General features: G+C 67.5%; 14 protein-coding genes, 2 tRNA genes and 1 pseudogene. 14 read left to right on the forward strand and 3 right to left on the reverse strand.

All coding sequences use genetic code 11. The features are described from left to right. The first annotated feature begins 41 nt into the window (after positions 1-41). The 9 genes from accD to QMX82_RS09550 all read left to right on the forward strand — a co-directional run bounded on the left by accD (position 42) and on the right by QMX82_RS09550 (position 7,320). Positions 42-911, forward strand: a complete 870-nt coding sequence (accD, locus tag QMX82_RS09510) for an acetyl-CoA carboxylase, carboxyltransferase subunit beta (RefSeq protein WP_133860856.1) — start codon at positions 42-44, stop codon at positions 909-911. After that, positions 911-2,203 (forward strand): bifunctional tetrahydrofolate synthase/dihydrofolate synthase, encoded by a 1,293-nt coding sequence (folC, locus tag QMX82_RS09515; protein ID WP_208691489.1) that lies wholly within the window; start codon positions 911-913, stop codon positions 2,201-2,203. Before accD ends, folC begins: the two co-directional genes overlap by 1 nt. 3 nt (positions 2,204-2,206) lie before the next feature. Next, on the forward strand, positions 2,207-2,872 hold the full coding sequence (locus QMX82_RS09520; RefSeq protein WP_282282700.1) for an SPOR domain-containing protein: 666 nt from the start codon (positions 2,207-2,209) through the stop codon (positions 2,870-2,872). Positions 2,873-2,926: 54 nt separating this feature from the next. Beyond that, positions 2,927-3,472, forward strand: coding sequence for a CvpA family protein (locus QMX82_RS09525; RefSeq protein ID WP_282282701.1), 546 nt, complete (start codon positions 2,927-2,929; stop codon positions 3,470-3,472). A gap of 82 nt (positions 3,473-3,554) precedes the next feature. Then, positions 3,555-5,063 carry an amidophosphoribosyltransferase gene (gene purF / locus QMX82_RS09530; protein ID WP_133860853.1) on the forward strand — a complete coding sequence of 503 codons (1,509 nt, stop codon included), beginning with the start codon at positions 3,555-3,557 and terminating at the stop codon, positions 5,061-5,063. 10 nt (positions 5,064-5,073) lie between these two features. Then, complete coding sequence (locus QMX82_RS09535) at positions 5,074-6,285, forward strand: O-succinylhomoserine sulfhydrylase (protein WP_273862133.1); 1,212 nt, start codon at positions 5,074-5,076, stop codon at positions 6,283-6,285. Further along, positions 6,282-7,049: an SDR family oxidoreductase gene (locus tag QMX82_RS09540; RefSeq protein ID WP_273862132.1), complete on the forward strand. Its 768-nt coding sequence runs from the start codon at positions 6,282-6,284 to the stop codon at positions 7,047-7,049. Before QMX82_RS09535 ends, QMX82_RS09540 begins: the two co-directional genes overlap by 4 nt. 80 nt (positions 7,050-7,129) lie before the next feature. Then, positions 7,130-7,205: transfer RNA gene (locus QMX82_RS09545), tRNA-Val, on the forward strand. Between the two features lie 38 nt (positions 7,206-7,243). Continuing rightward, positions 7,244-7,320: transfer RNA gene (locus tag QMX82_RS09550), tRNA-Asp, on the forward strand. A gap of 146 nt (positions 7,321-7,466) precedes the next feature. On the opposite strand, the gene QMX82_RS25990 is transcribed toward QMX82_RS09550, so the two are convergent. The 3 genes and pseudogenes from QMX82_RS25990 to kdgR all read right to left on the reverse strand — a co-directional run bounded on the left by QMX82_RS25990 (position 7,467) and on the right by kdgR (position 10,024). Next, positions 7,467-8,330, reverse strand: a complete 864-nt coding sequence (locus tag QMX82_RS25990) for a methyl-accepting chemotaxis protein (RefSeq protein WP_442969380.1) — start codon at positions 8,328-8,330, stop codon at positions 7,467-7,469. Then, positions 8,322-9,104 (reverse strand): annotated as a pseudogene (locus tag QMX82_RS25995) (MCP four helix bundle domain-containing protein); the annotation flags it as partial. The pseudogene QMX82_RS25995 and the gene QMX82_RS25990, both read right to left, overlap by 9 nt. A 110-nt stretch (positions 9,105-9,214) precedes the next feature. Beyond that, on the reverse strand, positions 9,215-10,024 hold the full coding sequence (gene kdgR, locus QMX82_RS09560; RefSeq protein WP_282282711.1) for a DNA-binding transcriptional regulator KdgR: 810 nt from the start codon (positions 10,022-10,024) through the stop codon (positions 9,215-9,217). Positions 10,025-10,217: 193 nt separating this feature from the next. Between kdgR and QMX82_RS09565 the strand changes: the two genes are divergently transcribed. From QMX82_RS09565 to QMX82_RS09585, 5 genes are read left to right on the forward strand one after another with little or no spacing between them, the layout of a single operon-like run. Beyond that, positions 10,218-11,513, forward strand: a complete 1,296-nt coding sequence (locus QMX82_RS09565) for an MFS transporter (protein WP_282282714.1) — start codon at positions 10,218-10,220, stop codon at positions 11,511-11,513. Further along, positions 11,500-12,411, forward strand: a complete 912-nt coding sequence (locus QMX82_RS09570) for an SMP-30/gluconolactonase/LRE family protein (protein ID WP_282282716.1) — start codon at positions 11,500-11,502, stop codon at positions 12,409-12,411. The genes QMX82_RS09565 and QMX82_RS09570 overlap by 14 nt, the downstream gene beginning before the upstream one ends. After that, positions 12,408-13,391: a sugar kinase gene (locus QMX82_RS09575; RefSeq protein ID WP_282282718.1), complete on the forward strand. Its 984-nt coding sequence runs from the start codon at positions 12,408-12,410 to the stop codon at positions 13,389-13,391. The genes QMX82_RS09570 and QMX82_RS09575 overlap by 4 nt, the downstream gene beginning before the upstream one ends. Before the next feature lie 4 nt (positions 13,392-13,395). Further along, on the forward strand, positions 13,396-14,607 hold the full coding sequence (manD, locus tag QMX82_RS09580; RefSeq protein ID WP_282282720.1) for a D-mannonate dehydratase ManD: 1,212 nt from the start codon (positions 13,396-13,398) through the stop codon (positions 14,605-14,607). A gap of 14 nt (positions 14,608-14,621) precedes the next feature. After that, positions 14,622-15,650 carry a Zn-dependent oxidoreductase gene (locus QMX82_RS09585; protein WP_282282722.1) on the forward strand — a complete coding sequence of 343 codons (1,029 nt, stop codon included), beginning with the start codon at positions 14,622-14,624 and terminating at the stop codon, positions 15,648-15,650. Positions 15,651-15,669 lie beyond the last annotated feature (19 nt).

Consider the following 15,669-nt stretch of genomic DNA (forward strand, 5'->3'; position numbering starts at 1 on the left):
CCCAGGCCACGCTGGGAGCCCATGCAAGTGGAGAGAGATGCATGAGCAATTGGCTGGTCGACAAACTGATTCCTTCCATCATGCGGTCCGAGGTGAAGCGCAGTTCGGTGCCGGAAGGTCTTTGGCACAAGTGTCCGGCCTGCGAAGCGGTCCTCTATCGTCCGGAGCTGGAAAAGAATCTGGACGTGTGCCTCAAGTGCGGTCACCACATGCGCATCAACGCGCGACGCCGCCTGGACATCTTCCTCGACGCCGAGGGTCGTGAAGAGCTGGGTACCGAGCTGGAGCCGGTGGATCGCCTGAAATTCCGCGACAGCAAGAAGTACAAGGACCGTTTCACCGCGGCGCAAAAGGAAACCGGCGAAAAAGACGCGCTGATCTCCATGCGCGGCACCCTCAAGGGCATGCCGGTAGCGGTCTGCGCCTTCGAATTCTCCTTCATGGGCGGCTCCATGGGTGCCGTGGTCGGCGAGCGTTTCGTCCGCGCGGCCAACGTGGCCCTGGAAGAGCGCTGCCCGTTGATCTGCTTCTCCGCCTCGGGCGGTGCGCGGATGCAGGAAGCCCTGATCTCCCTGATGCAGATGGCCAAGACCTCCGCGGTGCTGGCGCGTCTGCGCGAAGAGGGCATTCCCTTCATCTCGGTGCTGACCGATCCGGTCTATGGTGGCGTCTCCGCCAGTCTGGCGATGCTGGGCGACGTCATCGTCGCCGAGCCCAAGGCGCTGATCGGCTTCGCCGGTCCGCGCGTGATCGAACAGACCGTGCGCGAAAAGCTGCCGGAAGGCTTCCAGCGCAGCGAGTTCCTGCTGGATCACGGCGCCGTCGACCTCATCGTCTCGCGCAAGGAATTGCGTGATCGCCTGGCGCGGCTGCTGGCGACCTTCCAGCACCAGCCGGTCCCGGCGGCCTGATGGCTTCGCGCAGCCTCGCGCAATGGCTGGCCTATCTCGAGCAGCTGCATCCGTCGGCGATCGACATGGGTCTGGACCGGGTGCGCGAGGTCGCGCAGCGGCTGGGCCTGACCCGGCCGGCGCCGCGGGTGGTGACCGTGACCGGCACCAACGGCAAGGGCTCCACCTGCGCCTTTCTCGCCAGCCTGCTGCGCGCCAGCGGGCAGCGGGTCGGCGTCTATGCGTCGCCGCACCTGGTGCGCTACAACGAGCGCGTCGACGTGGACGGCACCCTCGCCAGCGATAGCGATCTCTGCACCGCCTTCGCCGCGGTGGAAGCTGCCCGTGGCGAGATCAGCCTGACCTATTTCGAAGTGGGTACCCTGGCCGCCTTCTGGCTGTTCGAGCGTGCCCGGCTGGATGTCGCCGTCCTCGAGGTCGGTCTGGGCGGACGCCTGGATGCGGTCAACCTGATCGACGCCGATCTGGCGCTGGTCACCAGCATCGGCTTGGATCACGCCGAATGGCTGGGCGACACCCGCGACAGCGTCGCCGTGGAAAAGGCCGGGATCTTCCGCGCCGGCAAGTCGGCCCTCTGTGGCGATCTGGATCCCCCCGCGCCGCTGATCGACGCCGCCGAGCGCCTGGGCGCGCCCTTGCTGCTGCGCGGCGAAGCCTTCGATCTGCGCATCGAGAGCGCCGGCTGGTTCTGGCGTGGGCGTGATGCCCAGGGCAATGACCTGGCGCTGCCAGGCCTGCCGCTGCTCGATCTGCCCATGGAAAATGCCGCCCTGGCCTTGCAGGCCTACGCGTTACTCGAACAACCCTGGCTGCCGCAGCAGATCGCGGCGGCGCTCCAGGCGACGCGCATGACCGGTCGGCTCGATCGCCGTCAGCTCGAGCGGGCAGGGCAGACGCGCAGCGTCCTGCTGGACGTGGCCCACAATCCCCATGCCGCCGAATACCTGGCCCGCCGCCTGGCGATGAAGCCGGTCGCCGGCGTCCGCCGGGCAGTGTTCGGCGTCCTGGCCGACAAGGACCTGGACGGCATCCTCGCGCCCCTGGAAGGCCTGTTCGCCAGCTGGGCGGTGGCGAGTCTGCCAACCCCGCGCAGTCGCGACGGTGGCGAAGTGGCCGCCATCCTGCAGGCGCAGGGTGCCCGGGCCGAGGCCCATGCCTCGCTGCTGGCCGCCTTCGAGGCGCAACTGGCCGCCAGTGCGGCTGACGACGAGGTGGTGGTGTTCGGCTCCTTCTACAGTGTCGCCGAGGTCCTCGCGCAGCTTTCTTCCCCATCCGAATCCGCAGAGGCATAACCCATGCTCAAGCAAAGAGTCATCGGCGCGCTGGTGCTGCTGGCGCTGATCATCATCTTCGTCCCCATGCTCTTCAATCGCCAGGACGATGCCCGCAAGGTGGCGGTCGAGGCGCCGGCCCAGCCGACCGCACCCACGGTGCCCAGTACCGAGGTGCAGCCGGTGCAGACGCCCGAGGCGCCGCCGGTGGTGGTGGTGCCGGACGAGCCGGCCAAGCCGCTCGGCAAGCCGCAGACGCCGATCGCCGGTACCTCCGGCCAGGCGCCGACGCAAAATGCGCCGGCGAGCCCCGCGCCGGCGCCATCCCAGCCTGCCGCGCCGGTCGCCAAGGCGCCGGCCGCCAGCGCACCCGTCGCCAGCGCTCCCTCGGCACCTGCGGCGGCCCCGGCACCCGTGCCCAAGCCGGATTCGCGCCTAGGCGCGGCCAATCTGCCCAACAGCTGGTCGGTCCAGCTTGCCAGCCTGTCGTCGCGGCCCAGCGCCGATGCGCTGCAGGCCAAGCTGCGCAGCCAGGGCTACAACGCCTATGTAAGGACCGCCGACGGCATGAACCGCGTCTTCGTCGGGCCGGTGATAGAGCGCAGCGAGGCGGATCGCCTGCGCGATCAGCTCAATAAGCAGAATGGCGTCAAGGGCTTTGTCGTCCGCTTTCAGCCGGAGCGCGGTTAACCCGGTCACAAGGCTCTGCTAGAATGCAGGGCCTTTTTGTAAGTGGACCTTGCCGTGGGCTTCACCTGGGTGGACTGGGCGATCGTCGCCGTTGTCATCGTTTCCTGCCTGATCAGTCTCAGGCGCGGCTTCGTCAAGGAAGCGTTGTCATTGGCCACCTGGATCGTGGCCGGTGGGGTGGCCTGGGTCTTCGGCGGGGCCCTGTCCAATTACCTGATCGACTATATTCAGGTGCCGTCCGGGCGGGTGATCGCCGCCTGTGTCATTCTCTTCGTGCTGACACTGCTCGTCGGCGCCCTGGTGAGCTTCTTGCTTGGCGAACTGATTCGCGTCACCGGCTTGTCGGGCACCGATCGCTTTCTCGGCATGGCCTTTGGCGCCGCCCGCGGTGCGTTGCTGGTCACCGTGGCGGTGGGGCTGCTGAGCCTGGGGCCGGTCCAGCAGGACGGCTGGTGGCAGCAGTCGGTGCTGGTTCCACATTTTCTCCTGGTGGCCGATTGGTCGAAGAATCTGCTGTTGGGCTTTGCCGGCCAATGGCTGGGCGCGACGCCCATGCCCAGTCTGCAACTGCTGCCACAGCTGGGGCCCAAGGCTCCTTGAACGATTTTCCAGGCCTCGCACTGCCGGGGTCATCCTGCGATGGTTCGCCGTCGCATCACTTGAAACAGTGGGGTCGCGTCGCATGTGTGGCATCGTAGGTATCGTGGGCAAGACGAACGTCAACCAGTCGTTATACGACGCGCTCACCGTCCTCCAGCATCGCGGTCAGGATGCCGCCGGTATCGTCACCAGCCTGGACGGTAAACTCTTCCTGCGCAAAGACAACGGCCTGGTCCGCGACGTCTTCCAGCAGCGTCACATGCAGCACCTGGTCGGCCGCATGGGGATCGGCCATGTGCGCTACCCCACGGCCGGCAGCTCCAGCTCCGCCGAGGCGCAGCCGTTCTATGTCAACTCGCCCTATGGCATCACCCTCGCGCACAACGGCAACCTGACCAACGTCGAGCAGCTGTCCCGCGAGATCTACGAATCCGATCTGCGCCACGTCAACACCAATTCGGATTCCGAGGTGCTGCTCAACGTCTTCGCCCACGAGCTGGCGGTGCGCAACAAGCTGCAGCCGACCGAGGACGACGTCTTCGCCGCGGTCTCCGAGGTCCATGAGCGCTGCCGTGGCGGCTATGCCGTGGTGGCCATGGTGACGGGCTACGGCATCGTCGGCTTCCGCGACCCCAATGCCATCCGGCCCATCGTCTTCGGTCAGCGTCACACCGAATACGGTGTGGAATACATGATCGCCTCCGAGAGCGTCGCCCTCGACGTGCTCGGCTTCACCCTGATCCGCGACCTGGAACCGGGCGAAGCGGTGTACATCACCGAAGACGGACGGCTCTATACCCGCCAGTGCGCGCAAAATCCGCAGTACGCGCCCTGCATCTTCGAGCACGTCTACCTGGCCCGTCCGGATTCCATCATCGATGGCATCTCGGTCTACAAGGCCCGCCTGCGCATGGGCGAGAAGCTCGCCGAGAAGATCCAGCGCGAGCGGCCCGAGCACGACATCGACGTGGTCATCCCGATCCCGGACACCAGCCGCACCGCGGCCCTGGAGCTCGCCAACCACCTGGGCGTCAAGTTTCGCGAGGGCTTCGTCAAGAATCGCTACATCGGCCGGACCTTCATCATGCCCGGCCAGGCCGCGCGCAAGAAGTCGGTACGCCAGAAGCTCAACGCCATCGAACTGGAATTCCGCGGTAAGAACGTGATGCTGGTGGACGACTCCATCGTCCGCGGCACCACCTGCAAGCAGATCATCCAGATGGCCCGCGAAGCCGGCGCCAAGAAGGTCTATTTCTGCTCGGCGGCTCCGGCGGTGCGCTTCCCCAACGTCTACGGCATCGACATGCCCAGCGTGCACGAGCTGATCGCCCACGGCCGCACCACCGAGGAAGTCGGCGAGCTGATCGGCGCCGACTGGCTGATCTACCAGGACCTGCATGACCTGCAGGAAGCCGTGCGCACCCGCAAGGCACCCAAGGTTGAGCAGTTCGACTGCGCGGTGTTCGATGGCGAGTACATCACCGGCGACGTCGATGCCGCCTATCTGAATCGGATCGAGCAGGCGCGCAACGACGCGGCCAAGGTCAAGCACAAGGCCGTCAGCGCCATCATCGATCTCTACAACGACTAAGGAGCTGCACATGAGCCAAGACTGGGATGCCGGACGCCTGGACAGTGATCTCGAGGGCGCGGCCTTCGAGACCTTGGCGGTGCGGGCAGGGCAGCAGCGCTCGCCGGAAGGCGAGCATGGCGAAGCCCTGTTCCTGACCAGCAGCTACGTGTTCCGGACCGCTGCGGATGCCGCGGCGCGCTTCGCCGGCGAGGTGCCGGGCAACGTCTATTCGCGCTACACCAATCCCACGGTGCGTACCTTCGAGACCCGCATCGCGGCCCTCGAAGGGGCCGAGCAGGCGGTGGCCACCGCCTCGGGCATGTCCGCCATCCTGGCCATGGTCATGAGCCTGTGCAGCGCCGGCGACCACGTGCTGGTCTCGCGCAGCGTGTTCGGCTCGACCATCAGCCTGTTCGAGAAGTACTTCAAGCGTTTCGGCATCGAGGTGGACTATCCGCCGCTGGCCGATCTGGACGCCTGGCAGGCGGCCTGCAAGCCCAATACCCGGCTGTTCTTCGTCGAGTCGCCGTCCAATCCCCTGGCCGAGCTGGTGGACATCGCCGCCCTGGCCGAGATCGCCCATGCCCAGGGTGCGCTGCTGGCGGTCGACAACTGCTTCTGCACCCCGGCGCTGCAGAAGCCGCTGGCGCTGGGTGCCGATATCGTCATCCATTCGGCGACCAAGTATATCGATGGTCAGGGCCGGGGCATGGGTGGCGTGGTCGCCGGCCGTGCCGAGCAGATGAAGGAAGTGGTGGGTTTCCTGCGTACCGCCGGTCCGACCCTGAGCCCCTTCAATGCCTGGCTGTTCCTGAAGGGCCTGGAGACGCTGAAGATCCGCATGCAGGCGCACAGCCAGACCGCACTGGTGCTGGCGCGCTGGCTGGAAGGCCAGCCCGGCGTCGAGCGGGTCCACTACGCCGGCTTGGAAAGCCATCCGCAGCATGGGCTGGCGTGCCGCCAGCAGAGCGCCTTCGGCGCCGTGGTGAGCTTCGAGGTCGCCGGTGGACGTGACGCCGCCTGGCGCTTCATCGATGCCACCCGGATGATCTCCATCACCACCAACCTGGGTGATACCAAGACCACCATCGCCCACCCGGCGACGACCTCGCACGGGCGGCTGTCGCCGGCCGAGCGTGCCAACGCCGGGATCCGCGACAGCCTGATCCGTATCGCCGTGGGTCTCGAAGACCTGGGTGATCTGCGCCAGGACCTGGCCCGCGGACTGGCGGCCCTATGAGTCTGACGTTCGCGCCGGTGGAATTGCGCGTCGCCCTGGTCACCGGCGCGGCGCGTGGGATCGGGCTGGGCATCGCCGCCTGGCTGGTAGCCGAAGGCTGGCGGGTAGTGGTGGCCGACATCGAGCAGGAGCGCGGCGCCAAGGTGGCCGCCGCCCTTGGCGAACGCGCCTTGTTCGTCGCCCTGGACGTGGCTGACGAGAGTCAGGTGGAGTCCGCCGTCGCCCAGGTGATCGGCCAGTTCGGGCGGCTGGATGCCCTGGTCAACAATGCCGGTCTCGCCACTGCCCAGGGCCAGCCGCTGGAAAGCCTGGCACTGGCCGAATGGCGCAGGGTGCTCGGGGTGAATCTGGACGGCCCCATGCTGCTGGCCAAGCATTGCGCACCCTATCTGCGCGAGCAGCAGGGCGCCATCGTCAACATCGCCTCGACCCGTGCCCAGCAGTCCGAGCCCCATGGCGAGGCCTACGCCGCGAGCAAGGGCGGGCTGCTGGCCCTGACCCACGCCCTGGCCATCAGCCTGGGTCCGGAAGTGCGGGTGAATGCGCTCTCTCCGGGCTGGATCGATGCGCGCGATGCCCATGTCCGCGAGGCCGAGCCGCTGTCCGCTGCCGACCACGAGCAGCATCCGGTCGGGCGGGTAGGGACGGTGGAAGACGTCGCGGCCTGCGTGGCCTGGCTGCTGAGCGGCAACGCCGGTTTCATCAGCGGCGAGGCCATCACCCTGGACGGCGGCATGACCCGCAAGATGATCTACCGGGAATAGCGCCTCGTAGAAAATATAATTGGAAAATTCCTTGACGGATCAAGGAGCTACGAGGAGAATGCGCGTCACCCGAAGGGGATGGCTGATTAGCTCAGCTGGGAGAGCACCTGCATCACACGCAGGGGGTCGGCGGTTCGATCCCGTCATCAGCCACCAAACTCTTCGGGAAGTGTTCCGCAAGGTACACGCAATGCGCGGCGGTAGTTCAGTCGGTTAGAATACCGGCCTGTCACGCCGGGGGTCGCGGGTTCGAGTCCCGTCCGCCGCGCCATACAAGTTGTTCCGGGTCCTCTGAACTGCCCGAACGACGCAAGAGAAGCTGCCCCAGGGCAGCTTTTTTTGTGCCTGAAGAAAAGGCCGGTCGATCGTTCGCGGGCTGGCGCCGCTCTGGCTGCCAGCGCCAGCCGGCGGCTCCGTTCAGATCACGAATTCCGCTACCACCTGCCGGAGACCGGCCGCCAGGCGCGACACCTCGTTGCTGGCGCTGGAGGTCTGGCTGGCACCTGCCGCGGTCTGGTCGGACAGGTCCTTGATGCTGATCAGGCCACGGTCGATGTCCTTGGCCACCAGCGCCTGTTCTTCGGCGGCCGTGGCGATCAGCGCCGTGCGCTCGTCTATGCCGCCCATGGCGCCGGCGATGGCCCGAAGGGCACCATTGGCTTCCCGCGCGACGGCGAGGGATTGCTCGGCGGTCTGGCTGCTCTGCTGCATGGCCTTCACCGCGTCCGTCGAATCGTGCTGGATGGTGCCGATCATGGCTTCGATCTCCCGCGTCGACTGCTGGGTGCGATGGGCGAGGGCGCGGACTTCATCCGCGACCACGGCGAAGCCGCGGCCCTGATCACCGGCGCGCGCGGCCTCGATGGCGGCGTTGAGCGCCAGCAGATTGGTCTGCTCGGCAATGGCGCGGATGACGTCGACGACGTTGCTGATTTCCTGGGCGCGACCCGACAGCGTCCGGATCTGACCGCTGCTCTGGTCGACCTGGGTGGCCAGTCGTTCGATGGCGGTCAGGGTCGCGGCCACGTGCTCCAGGCCGGCCTGGGTGAGGGCGCTGCCCCGTTGCGAGGCGCCGGCGCTTTCCTCCGCATGGCGTGCCACCTCGTCCACCGCGACGCTCATCTCCGTCACCGCGGTGGCCACCTGGCCGATCTCGTCGTTTTGCCTGAGCAGGCCGCGATTGCCGTCGTCGATCACCGCGGTCATCTCTTCGGCGGCGGCGGCCAGTTGGCTGGAGCTGTCCGCCAGATGGGCCACGGTGGCGCGCAGGTTGGCCTGCATGCCGGCCAGGGCGGTCAGCAGGCCGGCGGCCTCGTCGCTGCCCGCCACCTGGATATCTTCGGCGAGATCCTTGTTGGCGATCCGCTGGGCGATGCGCAGGGCTTCGCCGATGGGCACGGTGATGCTGCGCGTCAGCAGGAGGGCGAGGGCGACGGTGGCCAGCAGGGTGGCGAGGATCAGGCCGACGACCCAGGCCAGGCCGTGATCGTAGATCCGGCCCGCCGCGATGCCAGACGCGACCGCACCACGGTCGTTCAGCGCGGCCAAGCTTTCGATCTGCGCCTGTACCTGGTCGGCGGCGATCCGCATGTTGCCATCGGCCAAGGCGGTGGCGCCTGCCAGGTCACCGCTGCGATAGAGGGTCTCGAAGCTGTCCAGCAGGCTCAGGTAGCCCGCGGCGCCGTTCTGTACGGCCTGGTAGAGCTGCTGTTCCGCGTCGCTGGACACCAGCGGCGCATAGTCCGCGATTTCCTTGGCGAAGCGGCTGCGCAGCTCGACCAGTGCAGTGGCCATTTCCGACCTGCGCCCCGAATCCTGCGTGCCCAGGCTTCTCAGGCTTTCGAGGCGCAATCGGAGCAGCGCCGCGGTCATCTGCCCGGCCTGGCGCACGCTGGGCATCCAGTCCGTCTCCACCTCGATTTCCGACTGCCTGAGTTGCCGCATCTGGATCAGGGTGATGGCCCCAAGCGCGATGACGATTGCTACGATAACCGAAAAGGCCAAGGCCGACCGACGACCCACCTTGAGTGTGCGCATCATCATGACAGTCACCATGAAAGAGGCCCGGCAGGATACCGGGCTGGAGGTGTGATGTGCGTCACACGCTATAGCGGGTGGCTTAGCGGCGGCTTAAGACCGAGCCGTCCAGCGGGCCATTGGTCTGACTATGGCTGTGCACCCTGAACAGCGGCCTCGTGGGCCGGGGCACCCATCTGCGCCGAGATGCGCGCCGTGGTAGCGAGCATCTGCTCGACGTACTCGGCCTTGAGGTCTTCACGGAAGCGGAAGCAGGGAAAGGACACGCTCAGGCCGGCCACGACCTGGCCGAAGCGGTCGCGGATCGGCGCCGCCAGGCACCTCATGTTGGCCTCGAATTCCTCGTGGTCTTCGGCAAAACCCAGCTCCCGAACCCGCGCCAGCTCCGTCAGATAGGCGGCCAGGCTGTCGAGGGTGTTGGGCGTGCGGCGGACAAAGGTCTCCTGGGCGAGGATCTGGCGTACCTCGGCTTCCGCTCGCCAGGCCATCAGCACCTTGCCGATCCCGGTGCAGTACAGCGGCGCCCGGCGCCCGATGCGCGAGTACATGCGCAGGGTGTAGCGCGAGTCGAGCTTGTGCACATAGACGATGGCGCCCTCGTCGAAGATCCCGAGGTGGACGGTCTCGCCAGTGAGGTCGTTGAGCAGGCGCATGCCCGGTTCAGCCTCGCGGACCAGCTCCAGCTGGGGCAGGGCACGGGCGCCCAGTTCGAACAGCTTGACGCTCAGCCGGTAGCGGTCTTCGGCGTCCTGGACCACATAGCCCAGCGCCTTGAGCGTCTGCAGGAAGCGGTGGACGGTGCTCTTCGACAGGTCCAGCTGTTGCGCCAGCTCCGAGACACCACAGTCGTCCTCGCGCTCGCCGAGGGCTTCGAGCACAGCCAGGGTACGCCCGACGGCGCTGACCATGTCACTGCCGAGATTCTGATTCTTTTCCATGAGACCGCCGGTCGCCTGATTGCCGGAACACTGTTCCATTCTGATTGACGGATACGGGAAAGGCCAGCAACACTGTCTTCCAGCGAATGGAACAACGTTCCAAAGTATTTCGCGCGTAAGGGTCTCTTTCCACCGCTGGCGGTCGCCGGGGGTGTGAACAAAAACAACAACGGAACCTGCGACGATGAAATCCATGACCAAAGTCCCGGGCGCTCTGGCGCCTGCTGCTCGTACCCCAGGCTGGCTGCCCCGTGCCCATCCGGTGTCCTGGCAGATGCTCGGCATCACCACCCTGGCGATGCTGATGATCTCGGTGGATCGCCAGCTGCTGCCGACCGTCTTGCCGGCGATCATGCAGGAATTCGGCCTGGACGCCGCCCAGGGTGGCTGGCTCAGTTCGCTGAGTTTCGTCGGCACCCTGATCGGCGCCCTGGTGGTGGGCGTGCTGGCCGACAGCGTCGGCACCGGCCACCGCCGTGCCTGGAGCTGGGTGGGGGCCTGCGCCCTGACTATAGGCTCGGCCTTCGCCACCTTCTATGCCCGTTCGCTGGGCGCCCTGCAGGTGCTGAGATTCACCATGGGCCTGGGCACCGGCGCCATGGAGCCGGTCAACATCGCCGTGGCCAGCGAATTCTGGCAAAAGGAAAATCGCGGCTTCGCGCTCGGCGTCCACCACACCGGCATGCCCCTGGGGCAATTCGTCGGTCCGGTCCTGATGGGGCTGATCCTGGCCAATGGCGACTGGCGCGCCACCTTTCTCTGGATCCCGCTGATCGGCCTGCCGATCATTCTGTTGCAGCTCTACCTGGGCCGCCGCCGCAACGAGGAGCAGGTCTATGCCTGGATCCGCGAGGAGGGGCTGACCGTTCCGGTCGATACCGCCGCGCCCGTCTCGCGCAATCCGCTGACCAACCTGCGCCTGGCCTTCGCCGAGCGCAACGTGCGCCTCTGCCTGGTGATGAACTTCCTGTTTCTCTGGACCGAGATGGGCGTGGCCACCTTTCTGACCTACCAGCTCACCAGTCAGCTGGGGCTGAGCCTGGCCGAGGCCGCGGTGATCTCGGGCGCCTCGGGACTGGTGGGCTGGGCGGGGCAGATCTTCTGGGGGACCCTGAGTGATCACCGCGGCCGCAAGTTCGCCCTGGGGATCCTGACCGTCGGCTTCTCGATCTGCGTCGCCCTGTGCATGTTCATCGACAGCCGCGCCATGGCCTGGACCCTGCTGCTGGCCTGGGGCCTGTTCCGCAATTCGCCCTATGTGGTGCTCTATTCGCTGGCGGTGGATTCCTCGCCGCGTGCGGCCGGCAGCGGCCTGGGGCTGCTCATCGGCGTGGGGCTGGGCCTGGCGGGCTTTCTGGTGGGGCCGGTGGCCGGTTACGTGATCGAGCATTTCGGCTGGCACTGGAGCTACGCCATGCTCGCCCTGAGCTGCCTGCTGGCGCTGATACCGCTGCGCTTCGTGGAGGAGACCCGGCATGGCGCCGCCTGAATGCCTGTTCGATCATCGCGATGAACTGGGCGAAGGCCCGGTCTGGGATACCCGGCAGCAGCGGCTGCTGTGGGTGGATATCCTCGCGGGGCGGCTGTTGCGCGCGGCGCCCCAGCCGGCGGCCCCGGTCGAGATACTGGGCTTCGGCCGACCGCTGGGTTGCGCCGTGCCCCACGTCGACGGCTCCACCTGGCTGGCCCTGAGCGATGGCGTCTGGCGCCTGGCCGCCGGTGCCTCCCAGCCGGTGCCGATCGCGCAGCCGCCCCAGGCGGTCCATGGAGCGCAGCACCGCTTCAATGACGGCAAGTGCGATGCGCTCGGTCGTTTCTGGCTGGGTACCACGCTGCTCGACGAGGCGCCCGGCGGCGGCCGGCTGTATCGCCTGGACCTGGATGGCCAGCTGCAGCCGATGCTCGACGGCATCACCGTGTCCAACGGCCTGGGCTGGAGTCCGGACAACCGTACCTTCTACTACATAGATTCGCCCACCCGCCGGGTGCAGGCCTTCGATTTCGATCTCGCCAGCGGCGCGCTCGGCTGCGGGCGCACCCTCATCGACTTCGGCGAGCAGCCCGGCGTGCCCGATGGCCTGGCCGTGGACAGCGAGGGGGCGCTGTGGATTGCCCACTGGGACGGCTACCGCCTGAGTCGCTGGAGCGCCGAAGGCGAACTGCTCGCCTGGGTGGAGCTGCCGGTGGCGCGGGTGACCTCCTGCGTCTTCTACGGCGAGCGCCTGGAGCAGCTGCTGATCACCACCGCCCGGGTGGGCCTCGATGATTCCGCCCGCCAGGCGCAACCCCTGGCCGGGCGCACCTTTCGCCTCGATCCCGGCGTGACCGGCCTGGCGGTGTCCGCCTGCCGCGTGCGGGTTCCGGACCACCTTCAGGAGTCTGCATGACGCTACCCCTCGTTTCGTCCCCCCTGACCCGCATCGGCCTCATCGGCGAATGCATGGTCGAGTTGCGCAGCCAGGGGGATGGCCAGCTGGGCCAGGCCTTTGGCGGTGACACCCTCAATGCCGCCGTCTATCTGCGGCGGCTGCTCGGGGATGACCCGGTGCAGGTCGATTACCTCACCGCGGTGGGCGACGACAGCCTGAGCCAGGCCATGCGCGCCCGCTGGCGCGAGGAGGGGCTGAGTGACGCGCGGGTGCGGGTGCTGCCCGGGCGTCTGCCGGGACTCTATCTGATCCAGACCGATGCCGACGGCGAGCGGCGCTTTCTCTATTGGCGCGGAGAGGCGGCGGCGCGGGAATGTTTCGACGGCGCCGAGGCCCAGCCGCTGCTGGCGGCCCTGGCGGAGTACCAGGTGCTCTATCTCAGCGGCATCAGTCTGGCGGTGTTGACCGACACCGGGCGGGAGCGGTTGCTGGAGGCGCTACGCCAGGCGCGCGCCGCCGGCACCCGCATCGTCTTCGATAACAACTACCGGCCGCGGCTGTGGCCGAACCTGCAGGCGGCGCGCACGGCCTATCACCGGCTGTTGCACCTCACCGATGTGGCGCTGGTGACCTGGGAAGACGACGCCGCGCTGTTCGGCTTCGCCGACGAGGCGGCGCTGTTCGCCCAGTACGCCGAATGGGGCGTGGCCGAGGTGGCGCTCAAGCGCGGTGCGCGCAGCTGCCTGCTGCAGCATCGCCAGGGGCGCCAGGAGGTGGCCGGCGAAGCCGTGGCCCGGGTGGTGGACACCACCGCCGCCGGGGATTCCTTCAGCGCCGCCTACCTGGCCTGCCGCCTCCAGGGCGGGGCCCCCGAGGCGGCCGCCGCCTGGGGTCATCGCCTGGCGGCTACGGTCATCCAGCATCCCGGTGCGCTCATTCCACGCGCGGCCATGCCGGCGCTGCCGCCCCTGATTCCCGCTCTCACTGCCCAGGCCTGAAGCCATGAAGATCACCGAAGCCCGCGTCATCGTCACCTGTCCCGGTCGCAACCTGGTCACCCTCAAGATCGTCACCGACGAAGGTCTTTATGGCCTCGGCGACGCCACCCTCAATGGCCGCGAGCTGGCGGTGGTGGCCTATCTGGAAGAGCACGTGCTGCCGGCGCTGATCGGTCGCGATGCCCATCGCATCGAAGACATCTGGCAGTACCTCTACCGGGGCGCCTACTGGCGCCGCGGACCGGTCACCATGACCGCCATCGCCGCGGTGGACGTGGCGCTCTGGGACCTCAAGGCCAAGGCCGCTGGTATGCCGCTGTACCAGCTGCTCGGCGGCAAGAGTCGCGAGCGGGTGATGGTCTATGGCCACGCCACCGGCAAGGACATCGAGAGCTGCCTGGACGAGGTCGCCCGCCATGTGGAGCAGGGCTATCGCGCGGTGCGGGTGCAGTGCGGCGTGCCGGGCATTCCCACCACCTATGGCGTGGCCAAGCGCGAAGGCGAGCGCTACGAGCCGGCCGACAGCGATCTGCCGGCCGAGCACGTCTGGGACACCGCCAAGGACCTCAATCACGTACCCAAGCTGTTCGCCGCGGTGCGCGAGCGCTTCGGCGACGACCTGCACCTGCTGCACGACGTGCACCACCGGCTGACGCCCATCGAGGCGGGGCGGCTGGGCAAGAGGGTCGAGGAATACAACCTGTTCTGGCTGGAGGACTGCACCCCGGCGGAAAACCAGGAGGCCTTCCGCCTGATCCGCCAGCACACCACCACGCCGCTGGCGGTGGGCGAGGTGTTCAACTCCATCCACGACTGTCGCGAGCTGATCCAGGAGCAGTTGATCGACTATATCCGTGCCACCCTGGTGCATGCCGGCGGCATCACCCACATGAGGCGCATCGCCGACCTCGCGGCGCTCTACCAGGTGCGCACCGGCTTCCATGGCGCCACCGACCTGTCGCCGGTGTGCATGGGCGCGGCGCTGCACTTCGACACCTGGGTGCCCAACTTCGGCATCCAGGAGCACATGCCCCACGAGGCGCGCATCGAGGAAGTCTTTCCCCATGCCTATCGCTTCGCGGACGGCCATTTCACCCCGGGCGAGGTGCCCGGCCACGGCGTGGACATCGATGAAGACCTCGCCGCCCGCTATCCGTACCAACGCGCCAGCCTGCCGGTGAACCGGCTGGTGGATGGCACCCTGTGGCACTGGTGAGCGAGGAATCCCGGATGAAAGCCTTTCAGGTCAGAGCACCTCATGAATTCAGCATCGAAGAGGTCGCGGTACCCACGCTGGCACCCGGCGAGGTCCGCGTCGGGGTGGCCTATGCCGGCATCTGCGGCTCGGACATGCACATCATCCACGGGCAGAACGCCTTCGTGCGCTTTCCCCGCGTCACCGGCCACGAATTCGCCGGCGTTGTGCGCGAGCTGGGCGCGGGTGTGAGCGGCCTGGCGGTGGGCGATCCGGTCTGCGTCGATCCGGTGATCGCCTGCGGCAGCTGCTATCCCTGCCGCATCGGCCGGCCCAATGTCTGCAGTCGCCTGCAGGTGCTGGGGGTGCACCGTGATGGCGGCTTCAGCGAAGAGGTCTGCGTGCCCGCGGCCAATGCCCATCGCCTGCCGCCCGGTTTGCCGCTGGCCCAGGCCGCTCTGGTCGAGCCCTACAGCATCGCCCTCAATGTGCTGGAGCGGATGCAGTTCCTGCCCGGGGATTCCCTGCTTATCTACGGCGCCGGCGTGATCGGCCTGACCCTGGTGCAGATGGCCAGGGCGCTGGGCATCGCCGATATCACCGTGACCGATGTGCTGGACGATCGCCTGGCCACCGCCCGGGCCCTGGGCGCGACCCGTACCCTCAATGGCCGCGAGACCAACGTCGAAGCGGCGCTGCGCGAGGCCACCGGCGGCGAGGGCGTGCCGCTGATCGTCGACGCCGCCTGCCATCCGGCCCTGCTGCCGGAGATCGTCCGGCTGGCGTCGCCGGCCGGGCGCATCGGCCTGCTGGGCTTCAGCGCCACGCCCAGCGAGCTGGTGCAGCTCGAGATCATCAAGAAGGAACTGACCCTGGTGGGTTCGCGGCTCAACAACGGCCGCTTTCCGCGGGTCATCGAGCTGCTGGCGGCGGGCAAGCTGGATGCCGCGGCGCTGATCAGCCACCAGGTGGCCAGCCAGGAGATGCCGGGCGCCATCGAGCTGATCGAAAGGCATCCCGAGCAGACGCGCAAGGTGCTGGTGCAGTGGGGTGGCAACGTCTGACAACGCGCGCGCCTCAAGG

This window comes from Pseudomonas sp. PS02302 (genome assembly GCF_029959585.1).
Taxonomy (GTDB): domain Bacteria; phylum Pseudomonadota; class Gammaproteobacteria; order Pseudomonadales; family Pseudomonadaceae; genus Chryseomonas; species Chryseomonas aestiva.

Excerpts from the sequence above, each read along its gene's own strand:
- QMX82_RS09565 (WP_282282714.1), top strand. The coding sequence starts at position 10,218 with ATGACCAAAGTCCCGGGCGCTCTGGCGCCTGCTGCTCGTACCCCAGGC.
- QMX82_RS25990 (WP_442969380.1), bottom strand. The coding sequence starts at position 8,330 with ATGCAGGCCAACCTGCGCGCCACCGTGGCCCATCTGGCGGACAGCTCC.
- accD (WP_133860856.1), top strand. The coding sequence starts at position 42 with ATGAGCAATTGGCTGGTCGACAAACTGATTCCTTCCATCATGCGGTCC.
- QMX82_RS09520 (WP_282282700.1), top strand. The coding sequence starts at position 2,207 with ATGCTCAAGCAAAGAGTCATCGGCGCGCTGGTGCTGCTGGCGCTGATC.
- manD (WP_282282720.1), top strand. The coding sequence starts at position 13,396 with ATGAAGATCACCGAAGCCCGCGTCATCGTCACCTGTCCCGGTCGCAAC.
- kdgR (WP_282282711.1), bottom strand. The coding sequence starts at position 10,024 with ATGGAAAAGAATCAGAATCTCGGCAGTGACATGGTCAGCGCCGTCGGG.
- QMX82_RS09585 (WP_282282722.1), top strand. The coding sequence starts at position 14,622 with ATGAAAGCCTTTCAGGTCAGAGCACCTCATGAATTCAGCATCGAAGAG.
- purF (WP_133860853.1), top strand. The coding sequence starts at position 3,555 with ATGTGTGGCATCGTAGGTATCGTGGGCAAGACGAACGTCAACCAGTCG.
- QMX82_RS09570 (WP_282282716.1), top strand. The coding sequence starts at position 11,500 with ATGGCGCCGCCTGAATGCCTGTTCGATCATCGCGATGAACTGGGCGAA.
- QMX82_RS09540 (WP_273862132.1), top strand. The coding sequence starts at position 6,282 with ATGAGTCTGACGTTCGCGCCGGTGGAATTGCGCGTCGCCCTGGTCACC.
- QMX82_RS09575 (WP_282282718.1), top strand. The coding sequence starts at position 12,408 with ATGACGCTACCCCTCGTTTCGTCCCCCCTGACCCGCATCGGCCTCATC.
- QMX82_RS09535 (WP_273862133.1), top strand. The coding sequence starts at position 5,074 with ATGAGCCAAGACTGGGATGCCGGACGCCTGGACAGTGATCTCGAGGGC.
- folC (WP_208691489.1), top strand. The coding sequence starts at position 911 with ATGGCTTCGCGCAGCCTCGCGCAATGGCTGGCCTATCTCGAGCAGCTG.